We start from the raw sequence: 23894 nt of genomic DNA on the forward strand, positions 1-23894 counted from the left end.
TGTAGTCTCCATGGAGAAACTCCCTTTGTTCATCCATGGAAAGCCGATCACAGATCAGGGCAGGAAGGACAACGTGGGAGTGGAACATCGGTTACGTTTCACTGTCAATCAGCATCCAAAATTCACCCCTTATCGGCGTCCAATTTTGGCTCTGACGCACATTTGGTGCAATTCTCTCATGACGCGCCGATCAGGCGGGCTTGAAGCAGATCAAGCTTTCCGCGACCGTACATCTGGCGCTTCACCAGTTTAAGCTTGGTGATCTGCCCCTCAGTTTGTCCGTTGGACCACGGTGAGACGATCGCTGCCCGGACTGCCTGTACGTCTTTCGCAACGCCGTTGCCAAAGGAGGCTATCAGACTTTCGCGAGCGCGGTCGATCCACGGCGCAAGCTCGTTTTCCGCCTTGCGCCGGATCATGCGATGGAAGTCAGCAATGATGTCGCGAGCTTTAACCAGCAAGGGTACACCGCCTTCTATTGCAGCGATGGTGACGGTCTCGGATTTCGTCAGGTTGTCTCTGCTGGTTGTCAAAAGGCGGGCAATCGTTCGGGCAGAGGGGATGCGGGTCAACGATTCAGCATCGGCCTTTTCGGCCCGCTTCCGCCGAGTGACCCATTCACTCACGACCCGACGCGAACCACGAAAGCCCTGTGTTCTCAATCGCCGCCATAGCTCAGTGCCGTTCCGCTTGCTAGCCCATTGCGCGTCGAGCCATTCGAGATAGGGCTCCAACGAACTTTCTCTTGACCGAAAGACATCGTTGCGGTGCCCTCTGAGCACCTGGCGGACCAAGCCGCGGCTATGACCGGTACGGCGCACAATCTCCTTGATCGTGACACCGTCCTTTGCAAGCGCCTTGATCGCCGCGTTGGTCTGTTCGCGCTGGAGATAGCCTTCGTATTGAAGGCGTTCGGCCGCGGTCAGAAGTTTAGGATTGACGCGCGTTGAACCGAGCGTCTTGCGGATTTGCCGCATCGATTTGCGGACGGAATCCAGGAATGCACGGCTGGCATTCTCCATCAGATGCCATCGATCAGCGACTTGCACTGCATCGGGCAACGCCTTTGCCGCCGCCAGCCCGTAAGCGCCGCCGCGGTCGCGAGCAATGATTTGGATTTGGGGATTGCCGCGTAACCAGGCCTCTGCCGTCGCTGGCTCACGATCGGGCAGCAAACTGATCGGCCGCCGACGTTCCAGGTCACACACGATCGTGCCATAGCGATGATTGCGCCGCCAGGCCCAGTCGTCGATGCCAATCACCGCGGGCGGGATTGACGGCGGCAATCCTTGCCTGCGGATGACGCGGAGCAAGGTGTCGTTGCTTACGGGAAGCATGAGCCGCTGTGCAAAACGCGCCGCCGGGCGTCCTCCAAGCGCGAGGGCCAGATGGTGGACGAGATGCTCGAGACGCCCGGTTCGTCGGGCGTAGGGAGGTAGCACATCCCCGAACCGCTCGGCGAATATCTGCCTGCCGCAGAGCACCGCATCACAGGTGAACCTCCGCGTGCGGACGAGAAGTCTGACGCGCCTTCCCGACAGGGGGAGGTCCGCGACTTGGCGGCAATAGCGGCTTCGAACCGTTCGCGACATTCGTCCGCATGCCGGACATGACGCGGTAGTGCCGGCTCGGGAAAGCAAGATGCAGGTCTCATCGTCAATGTGGGTGATGCGTTCGGCAATGAAGCCAGCCGGTACCAAATCAGAGGGGCGAAACTTGGTGCTCATCAGGCTGATTCCTTTGTGGAAACCAGCAAAGCAGCATCGTTACAATTGCATCAAAACTGAGTCAGACCCAAAATTGCACGCCGAAACACACACAACATCATCCGGAGCGCGTTTGAGCGCGGGCTGACCTTCTATGACGCTGCCGAAGCCTACGGACCGCACGAAGTCGAGAGGATTCCCGGAGAGGGCGTGGAGCCGTTCCGCGACCAGATCGTCATCGCCACAAAGTTCGGTTGGAACATCGATCAGGAGACCGGGGAGCGCAAGCCGGGACTGAACAGCCGTCCCGAGCATATCAAGATCGTAGTCGAAGGCATGTTGAAGCGGTTGCGCACCGACCGCATCGATCTGCTCTATCAGCATCGCGTTGACCCCCAAGTGCCGATTGAGGACGTCGCCGGCGCGGTCAAAGACCTCATGTCGGAAGGTAAGGTTCTGCATTGGGGACTCTCGGAAATGGGATTGCAGACGCTGCGGCGCGCGAATGCCGCTGTACCCCTTACCGCTGTGCAGAGCGAATATTCCATGCTGTGGCGCGGTCCCGAGAATGGCGCGATTCCGGTTTGCGAAGAACTCGGCATCGGCTTTGTGCCGTGGAGCCCGCTTGGCGTCGGTTTCCTGAACGGAGCGATCGATGCCAAGACAACGTTTGCGCCAGGCGACATCCGGAGCATTGAGGGCCGCGTCTCCCCCGAAAACATCCCCCACAATCTGGCGCTCGTAGAACTCCTGAAGGTATGGGCCGACCGAAAGCAGGCGAGGCTCGGTCAAATTGCTCTGGCGTGGTTGTTGGCGCAGAAGCCATGGATCGTGCCGATCCCTGGCACCACCCAGATGGCCCACATGGTCGAAAACATCGGTGCTCCGGCCATCCAGTTCTCGCCATCGGAAATTGCAGAGCTGAACGCCTCCGTCGCGGCGGTCAAGATCGCCGGAGCGCGGCTGCCAAATGCGGTCCAAGCCTATTCGGATGTGGAAGCGCCACGGAGGTCGTAAGCCATCATTAAAACTGGCGACCATACTTGCGCCCAAAGCGATTGCCGCTTTGGGCCCAAAAGCCGGGAGTTATCGCCTTGAAAGGATCAGAACCAACGACCCTGTTATTGCAAATTTCCGTTGGAAGATCCGTAGTCGAGCTAATAACTTAGCCTGGTTGGGATGACTGATTTGGGGCCGGAGCAGACCGGCAGATTTTGGGCCGTGAAAGCACAATTGCAGCCATTCATGCGACGGAAAGATCAAGTTATCAACGGCAGCCGCTTCGCTGCTTCTCAGCTTTGCGTTCCCGAAGCCCCTCTCGACGATCATTCAGCGAACAATCTCGCCGTCATCGAAGAGAAAAGTGCTCTTTTGGATTAACTTAAGCTCATCGTAACTTTTTTCTCGACACCAAATTTTGACATCCGCTGTCCACCCCACCTTTAGCCCGAAACGATCCGCGGCGGTAATTATATCGACGGGCCGCATTTCGCTAACGGAACCGCAGCGCGTGTTGCCGCCCTTTGGATAAAGGTAAGTCCAGTGATCGTTCCAAGTCGTCCAGCGTCCAATTGTTTGACCATTCATCTCGGTGAGAATTCCACCGCCTCTGCAGTGATAAGAAATAACCTCATTGAATGCGTAGCTCGCTGGTAGGCTCAAACCGAGGTGAAATAGATCGCCCATCCAATAGCCGAAAGGGAATGGGAAAATGTCGACGCAAAAAGGCAATCGTGTGCCCCGCGAGGTCGGCGGAGCGTAGTCATCGACTCCGAGTTGGCGTGGCTGACCTGCAAAAAGCGATCCAGTTGGAAGATCCCAAGCTGTTGTGCGGAGATCTGCAATGTCCGTATCAGGGACGGGTACAAAGTCTTCGCTCAGGAGCGCGCATGACAGCGTCAGAGAGGAAAACTCCGAAATTTTCAATGAAAGCGGCGTCCTCAAGTGGACTGGAACTAAGCCATCAGATTTCGTCGCTGCCTTCAGAATCTCTTTCATGATGGACTTGAGCGGTGCATTGTCTGGAGCGCACTCATCCGGGAGTTCTCCGAGCCAGTGGGGCCGATCAACTGGTCCGATGTCGACTAGACCGCGATTGAGCGGCAAGCACTTGGTCGCGGCCTCGCAGGCCTCTTCCAAAGGCATGCGCCAAATATCGACCGCGCAATGAAGTGTTCGCAGATAGGCCGACCGATAGATGTCGCCTTGACGCTGATCTAGCTGGGCTGACACGCCAGATTGCTCCAACGCCGCCTCCAGGAAATGGTACGGAAATCCGGAAAGAGGTGCGTCCGTCGAGGTTTTCGTGTGCTCCCATTCAAAGGCCCATTGTTTCAAGAAGGGTAGACCGGACAACCGTTCTAGCCGGAGAAGTTCTGCCGCGAGCGACGGAGGTATTTGATCTCGTTGATGACGCAAGAAATATTCGCCAGGTTCGAACGAAGGAGGCGCTCGACCCGAATGACGTGAGGCCCAACTGCCGCTAGGAGCGGCCGGCCCATAGATCTCCTTGAGCATGTAATCGGCGAGTATCGACGGGCATGGTAGATTTTTCGAAAGGACGTCAACGCCCGGAAGGTAGTTGGTGCTCGCGGCGAGCAAAACAGCAAGCCCCGAGCAGACCTCGTTTTCGGTTTGACGCTCCGAAAGCCAGGTCAGGTACATCTGAAGCGCAACCGCTCCGAAGGATGGGTCAGCGAACAGATTTGCGTATTCACGCGCGGCTTGCAGCCTCGCAAGGCGAACGGGCCAATTCAGACGTTCGAGAAGAAAACGTGCCGAGTCCATCACCGATACCACGGGCACGGCGGGAGCGGCTGGTCTGAAACCTCGGCGACCAGGATTTCAACGAAGTTTTTCGTTAGATCGAAAGCGAGTTCCTTCTGTTCGACGAGAAGCAGAAAGCGCACCAGGTAGCGATAATCAATAGCAAATGAGAAGCCTGCGCGTTCCCAGTAGGGAGCTTGATCGGAAGTGTCGTGAATGTACTCCTTCCATTTTTCAGGGAAGTGTTTTGCGGCTGCATCAAGTCGACGATTGATCTCTGTCTCAGAGGTCCAATTCGATTGCCAACCGTGCCGGGCAACATGGGCGCGCACCAGCCAACGATACGACTCCTCACGGTCCTCCACGCCGAGACTGGCATCAAAAGCATCGTTGAGTAGCTCCTCAGCGATGCTGCTGGATTGGCTTGTACGTGTGGCGTCTAGATACCCGCGAATTGCATTGAGAGCTTGCATTGCGCGACCCTTGACCTTCCAGTGATGCAGCCAACGCTTCGCCGCCGCTCGTTGTTCTTCGTAGCCAATTCGGTGGTCTGACAAATCCGCAATCAACTTGTCGAACTCAGCTACTTTGTATTTCGTCGCATCCGGAGCGTCGATTCTCTGCAAGTCGGAGCTGCTGTCCTTCGGATGATACGTATGATCGGTGGGTATTCCACCGAGCAACCGAATTTGCTGGTTCGTGGCGGCCTGAGCTGCGGGATCGGTGCGCTTCGCAAGCGTCGCCAGATCACTGAACTCGACCAATGCTCGTGCGAGTGCACGTGAATCGGGTGCTGCGAAGTCAATTAGCTCGATGTGTTTCTGAAGGGCGACTTCCGCAAGATGATGGTCGTCGTTCGCAATGTGGTGTGAATAAAATCGAATGAGACGTTCGGCTAATACGAGCAACCTTCTCGATTAGGGCGACTCTCGCGTGGTTGGTGCCTTTCCCATCAGTGAACTCAGTAATCATCTCAATGATTGGGACAATCTTATCTAGCAGCGGTATGACATTCGCGCCGCCGAGGTGGACGTCCTCGATGCTATCCAAGACGTCGTAAATCCATGGATCCTTTCTCCATCCATAACCGATAAGACTGTTGGCGGCTCGTGCCAAAAGTGACGTTGCCGGCAACTCATACAGAAGTGCATACCTTGCAAGCTCGATCCACCGATCTGCCCGTTGGTTGGATTCAGTGACCGACCGAGCTTCCACCGCAACAGCGGAGTCCAACGCAAGCTGCGCCATCGAGGTTTCAAGCAGGGCAAGACCGCTCTCGATCTGAGCGGCCATCCACGAATCTTCGTTCCAATGTTTCGAGGAGCGAGCCGTGCGTATTTCATCCGAGGACACTCTCAGGGTACGACCCGCTGGGGTTTTTATCGCATGCAATCCAACGGCGATGTCACTGAGTGCATGGACAAAGGAAGAGTACTGCGTGCCTTCCGGATTGGTAATACGATCGTTGCGAACTGGCTCAATGTCGCGTGCTGCGTAATAGGGCGCAGCGAAGGATAATTGCGCGCGGCCCGCAGCAATGTCCTTCGCGAGATTTGTTAAATTCTCAAATGCCTCCCCCGCCCATCCATCGGGGGCCGTACCGGCGACCTCGTGGCCATGAAGGCAGTTCGCGAGAGCAGTGAAGAACACGGAAACGAAATAATTCTCGGCGTCTGGGTTACGTCCGTACTCGTGCTCTTTGCGGATAGAGGCGGATGGATCGGGAAGGCTTACATGGCGCTGTTTATCTGTCGATTTATGGAAATGGCGCCAGCACGATAGAAGTGGGCTGACCTGGGAGCGCGGAGCGTACGCCTTGGAGACATCTTGTCCCGTTGTCGATGCGACAATCACGAGAGCATCTTCAATTTGCAGACGCCAGGAAATGTCCTTCTCCCCGTTGAGTGCCTTCGCCGCACGAATGAGAAGGTCGCTCCTTTTCTCTCTGCGAAGGAAAGCCACAAAGGTCCTGAAGGAGCTATTTCGGCTTCCATCTACCCGAAATCCCTTTAGAAACCTGATCGCGCGGGTTACGTCGGTCTGCGGATAGATCGCTGCAACCTCAAGGAAGTGGCGGACCAAGAGCTCGAAGTCACTGTCAGGGCGATGGCGTAGCTCGATCCAAAGATTTACACGGCGCCGCAGTTCCTCAAAAGCATCCTCGATGATGTCGGATGAGCGATCAGGCGTTGTCTTAACTAAAGTGACGATCTCGTCAGATCCCAATGAGCCAAGTTGGTCTGCCGAAAAGACGACACTTTCAATGTTTGAGGCGGTGCGTATGGCGACCTCGCAGAACTGTCCAAAATTTTGAACCTGAAACTCTGGCCCGTTCTCGACCCGCGTTTTGAGAGTGCGAAGTTCGGTCGTGCGAACGAAGTCGTCGCGCGAGAAGGCCAGTTCCTCGGCGCGCGAGAGAATTTCTACAATTTGCTCGGACGGCCATCCTTCAACGAGTGAATTTATAGCCCACTGGCGCGTCGTAGCATTGAGCAGGTCCTGTTCGTTCCCATTCAGTGCCTGGATGATCCAGAGCCATCCCCATCTCTGAAACTTGGGTGCATCGCTCTTAAGCCACGTTTCGATTCTCGGCAGGAGAGCTTTAAACGACGCGGAATGGTCACTTCGCTCGCTAGCAAAGGCTAGCAAGCTTCCATGGAACGGGGCGACGCCAGAACGCTGAAATTCAAGGAGATGGTCAATCTCCTCAATGGGACCAAAGCATCTTCGCAACCCGTCTTCGGTCCATCTGAAGCCGGAACCGGCAATTGCGTGAATGGTCTGCTTGGCGGAAGGGGACAATTCGCGCCACAATCCCGCGTAGTACTTTCTGATATCGCCCTCAGGACAACTTGGAAGCCGTCCGATCTCTTCCGCATCGAATGCGAGACCTCCTCGAACCATCGCTTCGAACGAATATATCAAATGCAGCGGGTGGCCCATCGAGATGTCGTAGAATGCGTCTCCAATCGAGCCGAGCTCGTGTTGCTCGGTGCGGTTTGAATGTACGTCGCTCAGCAGAACACGCCCGGCTTTATGCTGCATGATGATCCAACGATGAACAGCATCGCGGTCCATCGACGGAACTTCGATCCACGACTCGTCGACAGAATGTTGCACCAGCCGAAAAGGAAGGTGGGAGTCAGCAACCTTCTGCGTACCGACCAGCACCGTGACGTTGGGCGGGCAAGGAAGCAGTGCGTTAAATAGCTGATTCATTTGACCGAGATCGGCATATTCCCTGGCTACGTGATCGAGCCCGTCGATAACGACGACAAACGGCTTCGCTTGCATCGCGAAATGTGCGCCACAGGCCTCCACCCATTTTCTCAGTTCGGTTGGAGCCTCCTCGAGACCCTTCACAGCCTCGCCATAGCGAACGACCATCTGGTCCATCAGCGAGGACGCGATGTCCGCGAAGTAGTTTCGATCACCACTATCGGCTAGCGATAAGAAGTAATGGTGACGTATTGCGGGGATGTCGTGCGCACGCAATTGATCCACGGCGTAGCTGAGATATGTGCTCTTTCCGCGGCCGGGTGAACCCCAGAGCACCCAGATGCCGGGCCGATCGGCCACACGCCTCATAAGGTCCTCATGGAACTGCAGACTGGGCGGCTCATATCCGGGCGGGATGCGAAAATCCTGCGAAAGAGGCTGGGGTCTGTTTCGGGAGATGATCTGCGTGAGATGTTTGTGCGTGATTCTTCCGTCGGGCTGCGGTTCGTTTCGTAGCGATGCCCATCGCCTTGCCTGATGAAGGAGAAGCAGCCAACCCTCGCTATTCGTAGATGACGGTACCAGTCGGCCACGGAGGGTGGCCTCCAACCGATCAATCATTTTCTCCGAATGCTTGAACTCAAAGTTGCTGAAAAAGCTTGAGGTCTGATCAACCCCGCCAAGCTGCCCCTCGATCTTCGTTCTCACCGAGGCGTCCAAGGCATCGAGATCGATAACCGTGTTGCGGAGCGATTTCTCGAAGTCGACGTCCGGCCGCCGGTTTGTTCTAAGGCAAGCGGATTTCACTTTGCCCTTAAGGGTTAGCGCCTGCAGGGACGCTGCCCACTTTTGAAGACGAGACGTACCCCTGGGCTTCTTTTCAAGAAGCCATTCCCAATTGAGCGGGTAGATATCGGGTCGCGGCGTGAATTTGACCTGGGCTAGTTCGAAAGTTCCGTCCGGCAACGCGGCCACTACGTCCTCCAGCGCGCCGAACTCGCTGTCTTCCGATTCCAGTTGCACCCATTCGTATCTATCCGGATCGCGATAGTACTCAATCAGGATCTCAATCCCGATTAGGTCCTGATAATCGTATCCAGTGCGCGTTATCGCTGCGTTTTTTATTGATAGCTCAGACAAGAATCATGATCATTGATGAGATTGCCGACACACAACCATTGTCTATTGACGATTGCATATCAACGACAGTTTTAAGGCAGTTTGACACAGCCACAAGCTTCTCCCCATCGGCTTTGCGCTCCTAGCGGAGGTGATTTCAAAAGGAGTCTGGGCATCTGATGCCGCCGCTCTAATAACCAACCTGACATTGAACAACCCCGGCACGCTCTTCGACGAGGTTCTGAATAAAGTCGATGAATGGGCGTCGGACACGTATTTTTCACCGACCGATCCCGGTCTCGGTGGAAGTGAGCGCCTCTGTGTCACTACACCCTAAAAAGACCCGCGGTCGGCCGACTAACCCGCCTTGACAAGAATCGAACCGGAGCTGCAACCATTCCGCACAATCGAATGTGGAGGCAGCTTCCCTAGCTTTCTCCACTTTGATACACCTGCAGCAAAAGCAGCGAGGCTCACAGTGCAGATCGAACGCGTTCAGGAGCTACTACTCACTGTCAGAAACCAGGCGACAGCCCGGTTTTCCGGCCTAGGGATAATCATAAGCGACATTCCTTGCCACCTGCCGATTACTCCTCTTCGCCCAAAAATCCAACTAGAACCATCCCTGCCGACCGTCGACGCGCTTTTGAAAGTCTCCGACCAAACGACTGAGTATCACGATGGATTTCACGTCCTTTCATCCAGTCTGCAGCTTCAGCTAATTTCTCAATATTTTTCTCCGCCGATCGCCGCGGTGTCTTTCCCTCCAAATGACCGCGTTGTTGGCGGACGCTATGCGGCTGCTATGTTCGGCTCGACCTTAACGGGCGTCATTGCAACTGGGGTGGTTAGCAAATCTTACGGAATCGCACTGTTCGTCGATGGTACAGAGGTATTCGTCGCGGCGCCAAATATTGTTGGGTCTCCCGAATGACTTCCGGCGAAAATCGCTCCAAGATTCAAAGCACGCTGCCCGATCTCTCCGGCGAGTGGAGCATGAAAATCCACTGGCAACGTGGCGAAGCAACCGGCACTGTCATCGCTTCAGCCAGTATAAGGCATAGTCCGGCGGGAGTGGCGCTAATTGTGCGCTCTCCAGGTTCCAATTCGCACACTGTCCTGTCTCAAGCCGGGTACGATGCGTCCGGCCTTCCAGTTTTGCACTATATATACGAGGTCGAACCCAAAGCGATTGGATCCGATGCTAAGGGCACCTACAAGGGGGCAGCAATTCTCCGCTTCTACGATAATGACGAAGAACTAAGCGGCAACTATTGGACCGACCAGCTGACAAAAGGTCACTTCCAACTCAACCGGAAGCCACCTGGAACTCAAGGCGTGACCGAAAAAATCGATGTTTTATTAGTTACGGCGATTCCCTTGGAGTATGAAGCCGCAAAAGTGGCCTTCTCAGAAACGTCTCCGGGCAACGGAGTGCTAAGCTGGGAAGAGCGAAATGACGTTAGCGCGCCTTATACGGTCGGCAACTACGTTAGAGGCGAAAAGGAGTTATTTCGACTCGCGCTCGCCAAGCCAGATCGCATGGGTTCAATTGAAACAGGCAGGTTGGCAGCCGCCTTGATCGAGCGCCTTTCGCCGCAGTGTCTAGTCATGTGCGGTGTCTGCGCAGGTAATCCTGGAGAAGTCGCGCTGGGAGACCTTGTTATATCTGAATTGGCGTACCAGCACGATGAGGGCAAGCGGGAGACCAACAGCTTTGTCGCTGATCACCGCCAGTTCCCTGTGTCTGTTGCGTGGAAGCGAGCCGCTGAAGATCTTAAGGCAGAGGATTTGCCTAGCTACGGCCCGCCGTCTGATCGTGACGCCCGATTTTGGTTGCTTGAGCGACTCCTCGCAGGCGACGATCCAAGGAATCATCCGGCCCATAATCGATACTTTAAGGACGGTGATTGGAAGAGGCTAATTGAGACCCTTGAAAAGCAAGGATTTGTCGAGCTCGTCGATGGAGTTCTCGAGCTCACCGCGCTCGGCAAGGAGGATGTCCAGCGATCAACTTACCTAGACACCGAACCACCAAAAAAACTCCCAATCGCACTGAAGGTGGGACCTATCGCTAGCGGCAACATGGTCGTGAAGGATGGTGTCACGTGGGAGCAATTAAAGCAGTTAGGAGTTCGCAGTGTCGTGGGGCTTGAGATGGAGGCCGCCACGATCGCCGCGGTTGCGCGGTCGAGTGGGGTTCCCGATTGGCTGGTGATCAAAGGCGTGATGGATCACGCAGATCCTCGGAAGAGCGACCGATACAAACCGTTTGCCGCCCGCGCCTCCGCTGAGGCGCTAAGATTGTTTCTGGATCGAAATTTCACAACATATCATCGTGACGGACAGCCCGTTCCAGCTGAGGTCGGAACGCGGACCTAAAGTGGAAGTAATCACATGTCGACGGTGTTATCGCACTTAAGTGAATTCTGGCGCCTCAGGCCGATGATCGAGAAACTCTATCAACCTGGGCGAAGCCGCGATATCTTGGTAGGAAGCGTCGGCAAGCGCGAGCAACGTTTCTCGACGATTCTCATTCGCGATGTCCAGTCCGAGGTCTGAAGACTGCTCAGTAGACGGTTCCCGATCGATCCGAAAATATCGATCACCTAATTGGTGCCCTATCATAAAGGTAACCAGTTGCTGCTGTGTCGTCATGACAGTCGAGAGCAAGCGGTCGTTTTTTAACCAGTCCAAGGCTCCGAGGTCGCGACCTATCGAATTCGGAAGCGAAAATTTCATCGACGTGGTGCCTATGCTGAGGACATGGACATTCTCGATGTTCTGCCCGCAAAACTGCATCGCTTCGTGAACCGCGCATAGATCGGGGGCGTTCGCCATTAGCCCTCCATCGACGTAGTTCGAATTTCCGATCCTTGCCATAGGAAAAAACGTAGGAGCAGCCGATGTTGCCATCGCGACATCCGCTGCCAATAGATGTTTGTCTTGGACGAGCCGCGAATTGTGCGGTGTCTTGAACATCTGAACCTGACCTTTGCTCATGTTTACGGCTGGGACAAGTAGTCTCGTCCTTGCATCGCCAAGCAATGCATCGCGGCCAATCACATCATCGATTGCAGAACGCAATTCGGCATTCTTGTACTTGGGTCCAGTCCTCAATTTCGACAGCAGTCTCAGCGCCCTGGATTCGCTCCTGGGAAAGATTTTTTCACCGCGTTCGAGGAAGACACGTTCGATATGGTCTGCTCGCTTACCAAGCGCCAAGCCAATGGCGATGATGCCCCCAATCGATGTGCCCGCGATCATGTCGAAGCAGTCCCCGATCGGCCTGCCAGCTTGCTGTTCCAAATGTCTGAGAATCGCGACACTATACAACCCGCGATATCCGCCGCCGCTGAGGGATAGGATTCTGAAGGCCACGTTTGATTTCCCTTCCGGTTTACACTAGATGATGTGTGTATATTGCTTATTTAACGAGTAACAGTACTATTGGTAGTTATTCCGAATCGAAGTGCCCGATCACCAGGACAGGGAATTTATGGCCAACGTATCAAAGCTGCTCTACACTACGGTTGCAAACGAATGTTTCCTTTTGGGGATCGATCCGGAAGATGAAGCCAAGAAGGCTCTACTGCAAGCCAGAACTAAAATCCGGCAACGGCTAAGGGAGGCGTTCGCAGAACGAAGCCACGATCTCTTCGGCAGGGCGATCACGCCTCGTTTTTTCACGCAGGGAAGCCATTCCTACAAGACGCTGAATGACCCTGCCTGGCCACCAGAACAACAGATGGATCTGGATGACGGGTGCTACTTGCCAATGTCGTTCGTAAAGGGCGCACGTCCCTCTCAAGCCTCTGCGCTGTTTTTTGAGTTTGTTGACCGCGTCCTTCGCGAGATGGCCACGGAAGAGGGCTGGGAGTACAAAGAGAAAGACACGTGCTGCCGTCTTGTCATCAGCCGCAACGCCCATATCGACGTGCCGCTTTACGCGATTCCGGATGCCGAATTCGTAGTGCTGGAAAAAGCGATGGATAGCCGTCACACCGCTTTCTCGGATCGCGCACGGCCAGATACCTGGGAAGCACTGCCCTCAGATTGCGTATTGCTAGCTCATCGGAAGGAAGACTGGAAAGTTTCTGACCCCAGGAAGATCAAGACCTGGTTTCTGGGTGCGGTGGACATTTACGGGGAAAAGCTTCGGCGTGTTTGCCGTTACCTCAAAGCTTGGCGCGATCACCACAACGCAGAACTTAATGAAGTGTCGTCCATATTGCTCATGATCTGCGCGTGGCAAGCGTTCGAAGCAACTCGGCGAGCGTTTATACCTGACCGTGAAGATGAAGCCTTGTTGACGGTGCTGGAAAAGCTCCCAGCCTATCTAGAGGGGAAGGTTGCGAATCCTACTGATCCGGATGAAGACGTAAATCGAATTTCTTCCGACGGCCGCAAGGTTGCGGTGCAGTGCGCGAAGGATTTCGCCGCTCAGCTTCGCAAGACAATCTTCAGCGTGACCGAAGAGAACGAAGCGGTTACTGCCATGCAGACATCACTCGGGAAACGTGTCCCATCACGTCCCGATTTGGTTAGCATTGCCGAAACTGCGAAGGTTACCATCCTGTCGCAACCTCAAAAGGTAGTGGCAGCGCCTGTGGTCGGAAGATCGCAGAGTGGATGAACACAATATTGGTTCCCTTCGTCAGGTGCACGACGCCTTAACCGAGCGGGGTTTCGAGCGCCTCTGGGGAATGGAACGGGTAGTCTATAGAGGCCTGCTTGATCCTACCGGCCTAAGGGTCCCTATCCGCGTCGATGTGACCGACATCGATTTCGTGCGCCCTCCGCGAATATTCGTCGAAGAAGGTTATGACGTAAAAGGGCGGCGTCTGCCGCACCTGCTCGGAGAGTCACGCTCGTTCTGCTACTATGCTAACGGCGTGGTGGTTCTGGATAGATACAATCCCGGCGGCACCATATTGCAATGTTTGGAGCAGGCAGACAGCGTTATTCGAGATGCCGTCCGCGGGCGGTCTGACGCAGACTTCGCTGACGAATTCAATAACTACTGGGCCTCGTCCTTTCTATTCGTGGACCTTCCGCCCGATTTCTCTGGAAAGGCCAAAATCAGATTTCTCGACATCGATCGGCGGGAAGAACGATCGCCTGTGCTTTGCCTCGATGATTCGTGGTTGGCCGATGTTCACCGAGCCAGCGGCAAGAAACTGCCAGAGGGCGAGGATTGCTTCGTAGTTTCGACCGGAGTGGCCTTGTCGCTTAACCCCAACGACCAGTGGCCACCAAACAACCTTCATGAGTTAAACCGATGGCTGCGATGGGTGGACCCGAATTTACCGGGATACCTTGAGCGATCGTTCGCATCTGGGCACGCATTGACTCGATGGGTAGCGATACGAGCCGCAAACGGAACTTACGTGTACAGCGCGACATTGCCGCCTGTGCTGCAAAAGGATGAGTTTCGGAAGTCGCGGCAGTCGAACCTACCAGTCATGCTCAATCGGTTTTCGAGCAAGGTCGAAATCAGTCGAGCAAATGGGGTACCAGCGGATACGGACTACATCTTCAGCCGAAACATGGGAAAAATGATCAATTTAGCTGGAAAACGTATTCTACTTGTGGGAGTTGGCACGATCGGAAGCTTTCTTGCCCAACAGCTCGCGCAATCTGGCGCGGGTACGGGCGGAGGCCAGTTGGCGCTTCTCGACACCGATGTTCTTCGTACTGCCAATCTGGGACGTCACCTGCTCGGCATCCCTTACATCGATCGCAACAAGGCCGAAGCCTGCGCCGAGTTCTTGAAGCAACAGTTGCCGATGCTCGATGTGGTCCACCGTCCCGGCGACGCTTTGGATCTAGCTGCCGGCGAAAGGTTGCCTTACGATCTGGTAATCGATGCAACGGGAGAGGAGGCGCTATCGCTTGCGCTCAACGAACGTGCCGTTCGTTCTAATGGCTTGTGGCCCCCGATATTATTCGGATATCTGATAGGAAACGGCGCGATGGCTCAAGCGCTGATGACCAGCGATCGGAATCATGCGTGTCTGAAGTGCCTGAAGCCGCAATTGTCCGGAGAGCCGCGCTTCCGCTCTCTCCGGCCGGATGTCGAGGTCATCAAAGTTTCGAATATGCAGTGCGCTGACCCGCTTCATATCCCGTACCCGGTCACCAGATCAGTAACGGCGGCCTCACTGATCTGCGAGATGGCACTTGCCTGGGCGGGAGGAGATGTCGGTCACCGCTTCCGTTCGCACCTGTTTGACCAAGCACGTGCGTTCTCCGTCAAAGACGGCAGCCCCACGCCATCGCGAGATTGCCCAGCATGCCAGACGATTTGATTTTCCGCATCTCCGGTGATGCATTCGTCCTGCTTCCCGCGAAAGTCTATGACACTATGAATGGCTTCACATTGGGGACTCAGGGTGATGCTGAGGCCGGCGGGATACTGATCGGCAGCTATCGTGGCAATCACGTTCAAGTCCGTCAATGCACAGTTCCGCTACGCCGAGACCTTCGCGAGCGATATCTCTTCGACCGCAAGGATCGCGGTCACCAATTGGCAGCCACGCTCGCGTGGACCAAGAGTTTTGGGACAGAGACGTTCGTCGGTGAGTGGCACACTCATCCAGAAGACTTTCCTACTCCCTCGATGATCGATCGCGCGACATGGGGCAAGATCGTCCGACGGCGAGCGTCCCCTATAGTGTTCCTTATCATGGGTCGGAAAGGCTTGTGGGCAGGATGTGGGCATCGTGGCGATGTCAAAAACATGAGTTTGGTTTCAGCCGACTCCCCGTGACGTTGCACCGCAGCATGGGCTCATTCGATCCAGCCGGCGCCAAGTGCTCGACGAGCCGGAATGGTACGTCCAGATCGACGATCAGTTCGAAGCGGAACTCACACGCATGGGAAACTACGACCAGGACGTTACGCCGAAAAGCGAGTACCGACTGAACAGCAGCGGCTTTTTCCTCAAATTAGTCAAGCACTATGCGTCAACCGGCTCTGCCAGCATCATAATGAGCTTGGGCCACTTCAACTATCTGCGTGAGCTCGGAATGTTGAAAGGGCCGCGTGGCGGCCTCCGACTGACCTACAGCGGCCTTGGCAACCAGTATCTACGAACCGAGGCGTTCGTGGAACTTGTGCGATCGGGGTATGTTAGCACTCGCGGAGCCACGACCGAGCACCTGAAGACCTTGGTAGACGCAACCCTCCATAGAGGGCGGAGCGTCATTGCTGCTATTCAGGCGGCAGTCGACGAGACGACACAACGCAACTACGACCCTGATCAGCCCGGCTCCCCCGGCTCGAATGGCAACCGTCGACGGGGCCGTCGACCTCCTTGATTGAAAAGATCGGCCAGTCGCCGCGTTAACCTTCGATCGCTCCTCTAAAATGAACTGTTACGCGCCTTTTGCGACCGAGCACGTTCTCAGGATCGAAAGCCGCTTCCGCGAACGAATAGCTGGAAAATAGGCTTCCCGACACGAGAGCCTGAGCCGAGCGTTCGACGCACTCACAGGCGTCGATAAGCCTTTGGGAATCCATAAACGACAAATGGCCGCGGCTCACGACGCGGCGCCAAAACGGCAGCTGTCCAACAGCAAACAACATAGTTGAAGTCAGCCTTGGAGCACCGAGGCTGGCCAATCGGCTGAAGTATTCTCTCGCTACCTCATACTCCGGAAGCGTTGCTGTGGCGAAAACGTCATCCTCCCTTATCACACGGCCTCGATCTCGCTTTGCAGTTCGAATTTTGGTCTCAGCCCAAAGAACGGACCCGTCCGGCAGCCAGTCATACCAATTCGCGAGATTTGCAGGCCAGTCGTGAACCGCATCAAGTTCGTTACTCCTGATCAGAATTGATGTCGCAATCGCGGCCGCGACGGGAGATTCACGCTTTCTCTTAAGCGTTTTTTCAAGAACCCTTTTATGGACTGCCATGCGGCCTGCACTGCCAAGATCAGCGAGCTCTTCGGTCTGCTGTATATCGAAAAGGCGGCGCCAGACCACAGTCGGCCGACCGTGGGTTTCGTTTGCGGCGAGCCAGGCGCTCATACTATCAACGACCCACAGACTGCTTGCAGCTTCAAATCCCATTTGAAGCTCGAGAAGAACCGGCATTGGCAACATGTAATCGCGCGGTAAAGTTATCCCGACCGAGGACCCATTTCGGCCTCTCGCTGACAACCAAATCACTTCGCCGGCGGCCGGTTGGATGGTGAGTTCAAGCTGCGTTGTCAGGCGGCCGTCCCCATGCTTGGTCTGCGCACTGCGGATGGAGATTGTGTTGGCGCCGATCTTTTCGCCGCTGTTGAGCTCGGTGAGATGCAGGTTCTGAAGCCAGGGAATCGTAATTGCCTCAGAACCGAAGATTTCGTGCATGACGCCGTAATCGGAAAGATCATTTACATCACGCTCACCCGCTCTGGCGGTCTCAATGACGCTTGGCAGCGTCACGTTGAAGCCATGGGATAGTGTATGTGATCGCGTCGCGACCAGATCCGGAAGCGATATTTCCGGGGTCGAGCCCCCGGCGGACAGGCCCCCGGTTCCTGGTCTGGGCTTTACCGCGACGACCATTTCACCGTCATATGGATCACCCGTCGGAGATACCGGTTGAAACTTGGCAGCCGTCTGCTGCGCCGGGAGCTCCTTTACCCGTTGCTTGACATGGCTTTCGAGCCGGCCAAACCTCAGCCTAAGCGGATCCGAAGAATTATCGTAAGGATCGAAGCTCGGAGGTGGTCCCTCCAAAGCTTCGAGAAGCGCCTCGCCGTAGATGGTCCGGGTCGCACCCGCGACCTGGTAGGATTGAAACAATTGGCGTGTCGACATGAGGCTGAGCATAGCTTCGGCTGATCGCGTTTGATCCGCATCAGGATCGATAATCTCGCGACCTACAATATGCAGCCGCTTAGCGATTTCTGGCGCATCCCGGCATGCATCAATCAAAAATAGGCCCCGGTCGATGCCAAGGGTTTTGACCGATCGCAGCAAGTGATCATGAGCGATCGCCAGGCTCCCTCGGTTCGGGTGGCTTGGATTGAGAATGTCGCTGGCCAACAGCGCAGGCGACCCAAGGTGCTCGACACCATGTCCAGAGAAGAAGAAGACAGCGACATTCTCGCCTCCGGCCCGACCCGATTGCAGAATATCGGCGCCCCACGCGTCTATCGCCGCGCGAATGTCATCAAACCGGGCGGTGCGGTAATTGCCGCCCGTGAGCGCGTCGACCTCCGCTTTCTCATCGGCCCCAGGTGAGAGACAAAGTCTGCATGACGCCACCTCACATCCGACAATTGAACTCATTTTTCGAATGGTATCAAAAACATGGGCTGCAGTCCGGGCAGAGGCCGACAGTTGCCCTAAGCCGCCATTGTCGGGCGCCAATGCTTTGGTTCCCCCATCGAGGTGCGGATACTCGCTGACCCCGACGACCAGAACATGAGCAGTGCCTCCCTTCACATCGGCATCAATCCATCGGCCTACTTCTGTTGCATCCTGAGTCAGCATCCCCTCTCCCCAGTCATCTATTTTTGTCCAATGCATCTGCGATTGCCTGGAAGAAGCTCGGTCTTCCAAGGAATCCGGTGTGTGCCAGCGCTAGCCCATACCCCGTGTCGTACGGGAGATCCTTGACGCCATCGAATACGGGTTCCATGATGAACCCGACCAGATCGTTAACGTCATAAAAATTCGTCCAAGCCGTAACTCTGGTAGGCAACGGAAGCTTTTTTGGTTTCTGAACGTCAGGTTGATCCTTTAATAGTCGAAGTTCTGCAAAAAAGGAAACCTGAGCACCACAGGATACCCAGTGATCGACCTGCAGATCCTGCAAGGACTCATCCCTGGATGCGAAGTGGGTGATCGCGTCGTAGAAGAGCTGACCGCCCATCGAGTGAGTGACCACAACAATCCTTTCACCCGTTTGCTTCTTGCGGTTATGCGCAATCCTCAAGGCCCGCAGCATGCGTTTCGGTATCTCCCCAGGCGCGTCGGCCGAGCCGCGCTCGTTGAGATAGGCCAGAACGTCTCCAATGAAGTAGGCCACAAATTCATTTACCGTGGGGCGCAGCTCTGCGAAAACCGTCGAGACAGCATCGCCCGGCCATGTCGCCGCGCGCCGAACGGTTTCACCAGCCTTCGTCAGCCAATCCGCCACTGCCCCCATGGCCAGGAGCTGGTCATCGTCCAGCCTCTGCTTCATGGCAACGAGTAACCGTTGAAGCCGGGCATCCTCTGTAGCCTCTTTGGCGACGAGGTCGTCCCAATTTCCAGCGACTTCGGCAGCTGCATCCGCAAGCGCGGCGATAGAGGGTTCATCGGCAAGGGGATCATTGCCTTGGTGTTTTTTCGGATAAAGCACGAGAAAAAGATCCGCCAGAAAGTCAGCGCGTTTCCCTCTCGGTATCGATGAAATCGGCGGTGCGGGTATGGTCTGGCCGACAGGTGCGCCGCCCAAAACCGGCCCTCCGGAACTGGGCGATTTCGGTCGATCCAGAATTGACGATGTTCCAGAGTTTCTCAGGGATCCTAAGCCGGCAAAACCGGGCGAGCCTCCCATGCCTAGAAGCTTTGTTTTCGGGCGCGACGCCAGATCCCAGCGGAAGTTGGCGGCATTTCCTCCCCAGAAAACGGGCTCGTAGCCAATTTCCGCGCCGCCGACCGCCAGCCGTTCCTGAAGCCAACGCCTAAATGGTTTCGCAAGTTCGACACCTTGCATTTCATCGCGCACCTTCACGCCATGTACGTAGATCACCGTCATGGAAGACCCCCTCCCCAGAGATGCAGCTATAGTAATGCAGCCACCCGCTTGAGGCGAGTTATTCTTTGGGCTACACGCGGCAAGCTGGACCCTCTGTGGGTTTTGCTTCACCATTTCAAACTGTCAAGCGGCACGAGGAATTGACCGGGCCATTTGTGCATGTCCCCCGACACAAACCGAAAGTTATTGTATGGCCGTTAGATTTAGATGATAAACGCCGACTGGTTTGCCGCAGCGAGCCACTTTTTTGTCGGGCCATCGCAATATCGAAGATCAACGGCAACTTAGGAAGTTTGCGACCAGGGGTCGTCGGTAAGCGTTCGATCTAGAACGCGGGCGTGCTAGCGTTGCCCAAACCACAGCGTCGACCGCCGCAATTGAATTCGCAAAGCAAAAGCCATAATCCGCCTCACTTACCCCTTCGCAGGGCGAAAACTGCTCCCTTTTATAGACCATTAACCATTTGAATTAACGCTGTTCTTTTCTGTAGTGGAAATGAACTTCCATCTTTCTTCCGTCAGCCGTGACGGTTGTTTGCGCGACGCGTCACTTCCGATAAGTATCGCTTATCAGAAGTGACCGGTTGTGTCGGGGGCATCTAGTGTCCGAACGAGTGAGAGCTGCTTGCTACGACATCAAAAATCCTCAAACGTCGCAGGGAGCAGCCCGAAACTGCCGGTGGACGATATCTAATGTTTCGCCTATCGATAGTGCAATGAAGTCGTCTCTCGATCATATTCCGCTCCGCAAACAACGTGAGCTCGAACGCGCTCTGGAAATCCTGCACGAGGAATTCGAAGACGTGCTGAGGGACGGCACGGCTGAGTTCAAAAAACGTGGGCGGATTCTAAAGATCATCCTTTTCGGATCATACGCCAAGGGCGGCTGGGTGGATGAGCCGTTCACCATCAAAGGCTACCGATCGGATTTCGATCTACTGATCATCGTCAACAACCGCAAACTCTGCGAGTTCGCCGAATATTGGTACAAAGCAGCAGACAGATTGATCCACGATAAGTCAATCGAGACACCCGTGAGCTTCATCGTTCATTCCAGACGTGAAGTGAACACCTACTTGAAGGAAGGCCAATATTTCTTTTCCGATATCCGCAAGGAAGGCATCGTACTTTATGAACTCGATGATGAGCCACTTGCGGAACCCAGGGTGCTGTCGTCCTCAGATCGGCTCAGGCTCGCCAGGGAACATTACGAGGATCGGTTTTCACTGGCAAAAACTTTTCTTAAAGGGTTCCGATTTTATGTCGGAGAAGATCAAATTCGCGTGGCCGCGTTTGAACTTCATCAATCGCTCGAACAGGCTTATTCTTGTGTTCTCCTTACGCTTACCAATTACGGCCCGCCTTCGCACAACATCAAATTTCTCCGCTCGCTCGCGGAAGAACAGGACCGGCGCTTGACCGAAGCTTTCCCTCGTGATCAGCATCGTGAACGTGCCTGGTTCAACACGCTGAACGAAGCTTATGTGAAGGCGCGATATTCTAAGCACTTCGAGATCAGTGAGGAGGCGCTAGCATGGCTCGCGGAGCGAACCGCTACGTTGCTTGAGTTGGTCAAGGCGGTATGCTCTGCCCATCTGGATGATCTGCAGCGGAAAGTCGGCTAGGTTCGCGCCGACAATCGGATAGCAAAGTTCCTCAACCCCTCATCGTCTCCGAAGACCAAGACGAAACGGGCGCTCGCCTCCAGCACCGAGCGCACTGGTCACTCCGCGCCGAGAGACCAGAATCTGATGGCCGCCTTCGCAATGAACCGACCCTCACGAACTGATCGTACCCAGTTAATGTTGCCACGCCTACTATCACAACTACAACACCCGCTTTCCTCAGTGGCCTTCTTCAACCTTCCTTCCCTGCCCATATTCTGCGCGAAGCACTGCGATTCGTGGAAATGCGATTCTCGATCTGCTTAGGAATACGGGGAAGGTTTCCACGACTTGGTCGTTTTGGGGCCTCTTTTGCAGGGCTCTACTACTGAACCTTTCGGCTTCGATACGTCTGATACAAATCGGGCAGGTTCTCAGACAGGAAATCCCCAAAACCGAGGGCGTCTTTGGCCTTTAAAGCAAGCGTGTACGTCCGCCCGTCGCTCTTCAAATCAACGGCGACGGACTTGTCCTCTGAAACCCATTTCGTAGCGCGAACCGGTTTTGTCGATGTCACCCGGCCCGAGGTTTTGACATGCGCGAGCAAGGCGTTGAAACGATCATCCCCTTTTTTTTCGCCGAATTCTTCAGACTTTACGAAAGCGAGCGCCTTCTCCAGATTTGTCGGCCGTTCCAACAACGCCTTCAGCTCGTACCAGCGATCCCGGCCGATGCCCTTCGCTGCGCCGACAGCGTCGAGCACCTCACCAGGCATACTCGCCACTGCCAGCATTTTCGATAGGGTGGCCCTGTCCAGGGAGAGCGCAGAAAGAATGATCGCGTTGTCTCCATCGACATGAAGCCGTGCAATCTCGCTTGCAAACATTGCCTTCTCAAAAAACGACAGGTTGGCACGCGCCGAATTCTCCTGGCCTTGAGCAACGAGATGGTCGCTATCCTGAAGCTCCTTGACGACAGCGCGGACTTTTCTTCCGAGCTCCCTCGCCGCGCGCAGCCGCCGGTGGCCAAACACGACCATGTAGCGTCCCGACGCCTTCGGATGTGGACGCGCGAGAATGGGACTGTCCTGACCTCGGTCCCGGATTGCCGAACGCAACTCTGCAAACTCCTGCTCGTCATCTTCGATTCGATCCCGGACAAAGGACGGATCGACCAGGTCGGGTTCCAACTCAACAACGGTTTCGCCTTCCAGCATTCGGTCCGCGCGAGCCGCAATCTCGTCGATAGAGCTCAGGATCGATTTGGACGCTCCCTTGATCGTATAGTCGAGCACCGCGCGGCTCTCATCGAGGCCTGCGTTATTCATGACGTTCATGAACGGGTTCTTGCGAGCCATCCTGTTATCCCCGAAAATCCGATATTACCTTGTTTCGACTGGCTAATTTGCCGGTTTTGACGGCCGTCAACATCGCTATAGTCTTCCCCATGCCCTGTGGATCAAGCCCTGAATCTCGAAGTTGACGGCATCCATGCATTCGATCGCGCGATCGTAGGTTTCGCGCGTGAAATTGGAGCGATCCAGCTCATAAAGGGTGCGTTTCGTCAGGCCAGCATCCGAAATCGCCGTCGTCTTCACCATCTGGCTCTTGAGAATTTCTTCGGCCAGCATCGATTGCATAAAGCCGAGCATCTGGACTTGAGGAATATCCGAAGGTTCGAACCGGGTGATCAGGTAACGCAGCCAATCCATGCGCACATTGGCGCCAGCCGTCTTGATCGTCTTCGTGATGTTGCCCAGCATCAGCAGGAATTGCGACATCGACATCAGGTCCAGCATCTGCGGATGGACCGTGATCAATACGGACGTGGCAGCCGTAAGCGCAGTCAGCGTGAGATATCCAAGCTGCGGTGGGCAATCGACCACGACGACATCGTAGCAGCTGTCTACCTCTTCGAGCGCCTTTCCGAAGCGGGTGAAGAACCGTTTTCCTTCGGAACCAGACTGCTGCATCGCCAGCGGCGTGTCGTACTCGTATTCCTGCAGTTCGAGATTTGCAGGAACGATATCGAGGCCTGGGAAATTAGTAGGCAGTATGATGTCCGAAATGGGCTTGCGATCATCATCGTAGCGGAGCGCATCGTAAAGCGACGGGTTCCTGTCTAGTTCGGGCTGAAAACCGTGCAAAGCCGAGAGTGACGCCTGCGGGTCGAGGTCGACCAGTAGAACCCGGTGCCCCGTCAAAGCAAGATGCTGCCCAAGATGCGCTGCAGTCGTCGTCTTGCCAGAACCGCCTTTGAAATTGACCACCGCAACGACCTGAAGTTTGTCGCCTTGCTTGCGGTGCGGAACATATCGCTTCGCTTCCGTCTTTCCCGTTCGGTCGAGAAAGAAGCGCAGCTCCATCATCTGCTGAGCAGTATAATACTTGCGGTTTCCCGACATCGTCGTTGGGGTTGGGCCCTTGCCGTCGAGATAGAGACGCTTCAGATTGCTGGGGGTGACGCCCAGATAGTGAGCAACTTCGGCCACAGAGAAATGACGAAGTGTCTTCCTCGCATCCGGCGGAAAATTCTCGAGACGCAATTGATCGAGCTTGCGCGATATCTCCGCGCCCTGCATCAGGATCTTGTCATCGAATTCGAATGACGGCAGCGAAGTGAACGCGTTCATGGTGCCTCTGGCCATTATGTCGATAGAATCGCCGAATTCAGCGAAATGTCGTCATTATCTGTGATTCTTGATTTCAGACAAGGATAAGAGAGACAACGACAGGTT

Annotated in this window: 16 protein-coding genes and 1 pseudogene; 8 read left to right on the forward strand and 9 right to left on the reverse strand. The window is 55.2% G+C overall.

From position 1 onward, the window contains the following. Positions 1–176: 176 nt before the first annotated feature. Complete coding sequence (locus GGI60_RS20490; RefSeq protein ID WP_183918551.1) at positions 177–1727, reverse strand: ISL3 family transposase; 1551 nt, start codon at positions 1725–1727, stop codon at positions 177–179. A gap of 87 nt (positions 1728–1814) precedes the next feature. On the opposite strand from GGI60_RS20490, the pseudogene GGI60_RS20495 reads away from it, so the two are divergent. Further along, positions 1815–2723, forward strand: a pseudogene (locus GGI60_RS20495) (aldo/keto reductase); the annotation flags it as partial. 312 nt (positions 2724–3035) lie between these two features. Here the strand turns inward: GGI60_RS20495 and GGI60_RS20500 are convergent. From GGI60_RS20500 to GGI60_RS20510, 3 genes are read right to left on the reverse strand one after another with little or no spacing between them, the layout of a single operon-like run. Then, positions 3036–4493 (reverse strand): hypothetical protein, encoded by a 1458-nt coding sequence (locus GGI60_RS20500; protein WP_183918550.1) that lies wholly within the window; start codon positions 4491–4493, stop codon positions 3036–3038. Beyond that, the gene (locus GGI60_RS20505) at positions 4493–5236 is read right to left on the reverse strand and encodes a hypothetical protein (RefSeq protein ID WP_183918549.1); all 744 of its coding nucleotides are present in this window, start codon (positions 5234–5236) and stop codon (positions 4493–4495) included. The genes GGI60_RS20500 and GGI60_RS20505 overlap by 1 nt, the downstream gene beginning before the upstream one ends. A 37-nt stretch (positions 5237–5273) precedes the next feature. Beyond that, entirely contained in the window at positions 5274–8831 is a 3558-nt protein-coding gene (locus tag GGI60_RS20510; protein WP_183918548.1) for an NACHT domain-containing protein, read from the reverse strand. A 457-nt stretch (positions 8832–9288) separates the two neighbouring features. On the opposite strand from GGI60_RS20510, the gene GGI60_RS20515 reads away from it, so the two are divergent. Both GGI60_RS20515 and GGI60_RS20520 read left to right on the forward strand, forming a co-directional pair. Further along, positions 9289–9744, forward strand: a complete 456-nt coding sequence (locus GGI60_RS20515) for a hypothetical protein (RefSeq protein WP_183934849.1) — start codon at positions 9289–9291, stop codon at positions 9742–9744. Then, entirely contained in the window at positions 9741–11192 is a 1452-nt protein-coding gene (locus GGI60_RS20520) for a hypothetical protein (protein WP_183918546.1), read from the forward strand. Before GGI60_RS20515 ends, GGI60_RS20520 begins: the two co-directional genes overlap by 4 nt. Before the next feature lie 36 nt (positions 11193–11228). On the opposite strand, the gene GGI60_RS20525 is transcribed toward GGI60_RS20520, so the two are convergent. Continuing rightward, on the reverse strand, positions 11229–12191 hold the full coding sequence (locus GGI60_RS20525; RefSeq protein WP_183918545.1) for a CBASS cGAMP-activated phospholipase: 963 nt from the start codon (positions 12189–12191) through the stop codon (positions 11229–11231). Between the two features lie 118 nt (positions 12192–12309). Between GGI60_RS20525 and GGI60_RS20530 the strand changes: the two genes are divergently transcribed. From GGI60_RS20530 to GGI60_RS20545, 4 genes are read left to right on the forward strand one after another with little or no spacing between them, the layout of a single operon-like run. Continuing rightward, positions 12310–13446, forward strand: coding sequence for a CBASS cGAMP synthase (locus tag GGI60_RS20530; RefSeq protein WP_183918544.1), 1137 nt, complete (start codon positions 12310–12312; stop codon positions 13444–13446). Next, positions 13439–15121 carry a ThiF family adenylyltransferase gene (locus GGI60_RS20535; protein WP_183918543.1) on the forward strand — a complete coding sequence of 561 codons (1683 nt, stop codon included), beginning with the start codon at positions 13439–13441 and terminating at the stop codon, positions 15119–15121. The genes GGI60_RS20530 and GGI60_RS20535 overlap by 8 nt, the downstream gene beginning before the upstream one ends. Positions 15122–15177: 56 nt before the next feature. Further along, the gene (locus GGI60_RS32790) at positions 15178–15582 is read left to right on the forward strand and encodes a Mov34/MPN/PAD-1 family protein (protein ID WP_409527272.1); all 405 of its coding nucleotides are present in this window, start codon (positions 15178–15180) and stop codon (positions 15580–15582) included. Between the two features lie 43 nt (positions 15583–15625). Beyond that, positions 15626–16132, forward strand: a complete 507-nt coding sequence (locus tag GGI60_RS20545) for a hypothetical protein (protein WP_183918541.1) — start codon at positions 15626–15628, stop codon at positions 16130–16132. A 25-nt stretch (positions 16133–16157) separates the two neighbouring features. On the opposite strand, the gene GGI60_RS20550 is transcribed toward GGI60_RS20545, so the two are convergent. Next, positions 16158–18338, reverse strand: coding sequence for a caspase family protein (locus tag GGI60_RS20550; RefSeq protein WP_183918540.1), 2181 nt, complete (start codon positions 18336–18338; stop codon positions 16158–16160). After that, positions 18316–19554, reverse strand: a complete 1239-nt coding sequence (locus GGI60_RS20555) for a hypothetical protein (protein ID WP_183918539.1) — start codon at positions 19552–19554, stop codon at positions 18316–18318. Before GGI60_RS20555 ends, GGI60_RS20550 begins: the two co-directional genes overlap by 23 nt. A gap of 715 nt (positions 19555–20269) precedes the next feature. Here GGI60_RS20555 and GGI60_RS20560 point away from each other — a divergent pair. Then, complete coding sequence (locus tag GGI60_RS20560) at positions 20270–21178, forward strand: nucleotidyltransferase and HEPN domain-containing protein (protein WP_183918538.1); 909 nt, start codon at positions 20270–20272, stop codon at positions 21176–21178. A gap of 364 nt (positions 21179–21542) precedes the next feature. Here GGI60_RS20560 and repB read toward each other — a convergent pair whose 3' ends face one another. Both repB and repA read right to left on the reverse strand, forming a co-directional pair. Then, positions 21543–22514 (reverse strand): plasmid partitioning protein RepB, encoded by a 972-nt coding sequence (repB, locus tag GGI60_RS20565; RefSeq protein WP_183918537.1) that lies wholly within the window; start codon positions 22512–22514, stop codon positions 21543–21545. A gap of 75 nt (positions 22515–22589) precedes the next feature. Then, positions 22590–23789, reverse strand: a complete 1200-nt coding sequence (gene repA, locus GGI60_RS20570; RefSeq protein ID WP_183918536.1) for a plasmid partitioning protein RepA — start codon at positions 23787–23789, stop codon at positions 22590–22592. Between the last annotated feature and the right edge of the window lie 105 nt (positions 23790–23894).

The organism is Rhizobium lentis (assembly GCF_014200175.1).
GTDB classification, from domain to species: domain Bacteria; phylum Pseudomonadota; class Alphaproteobacteria; order Rhizobiales; family Rhizobiaceae; genus Rhizobium; species Rhizobium mulingense.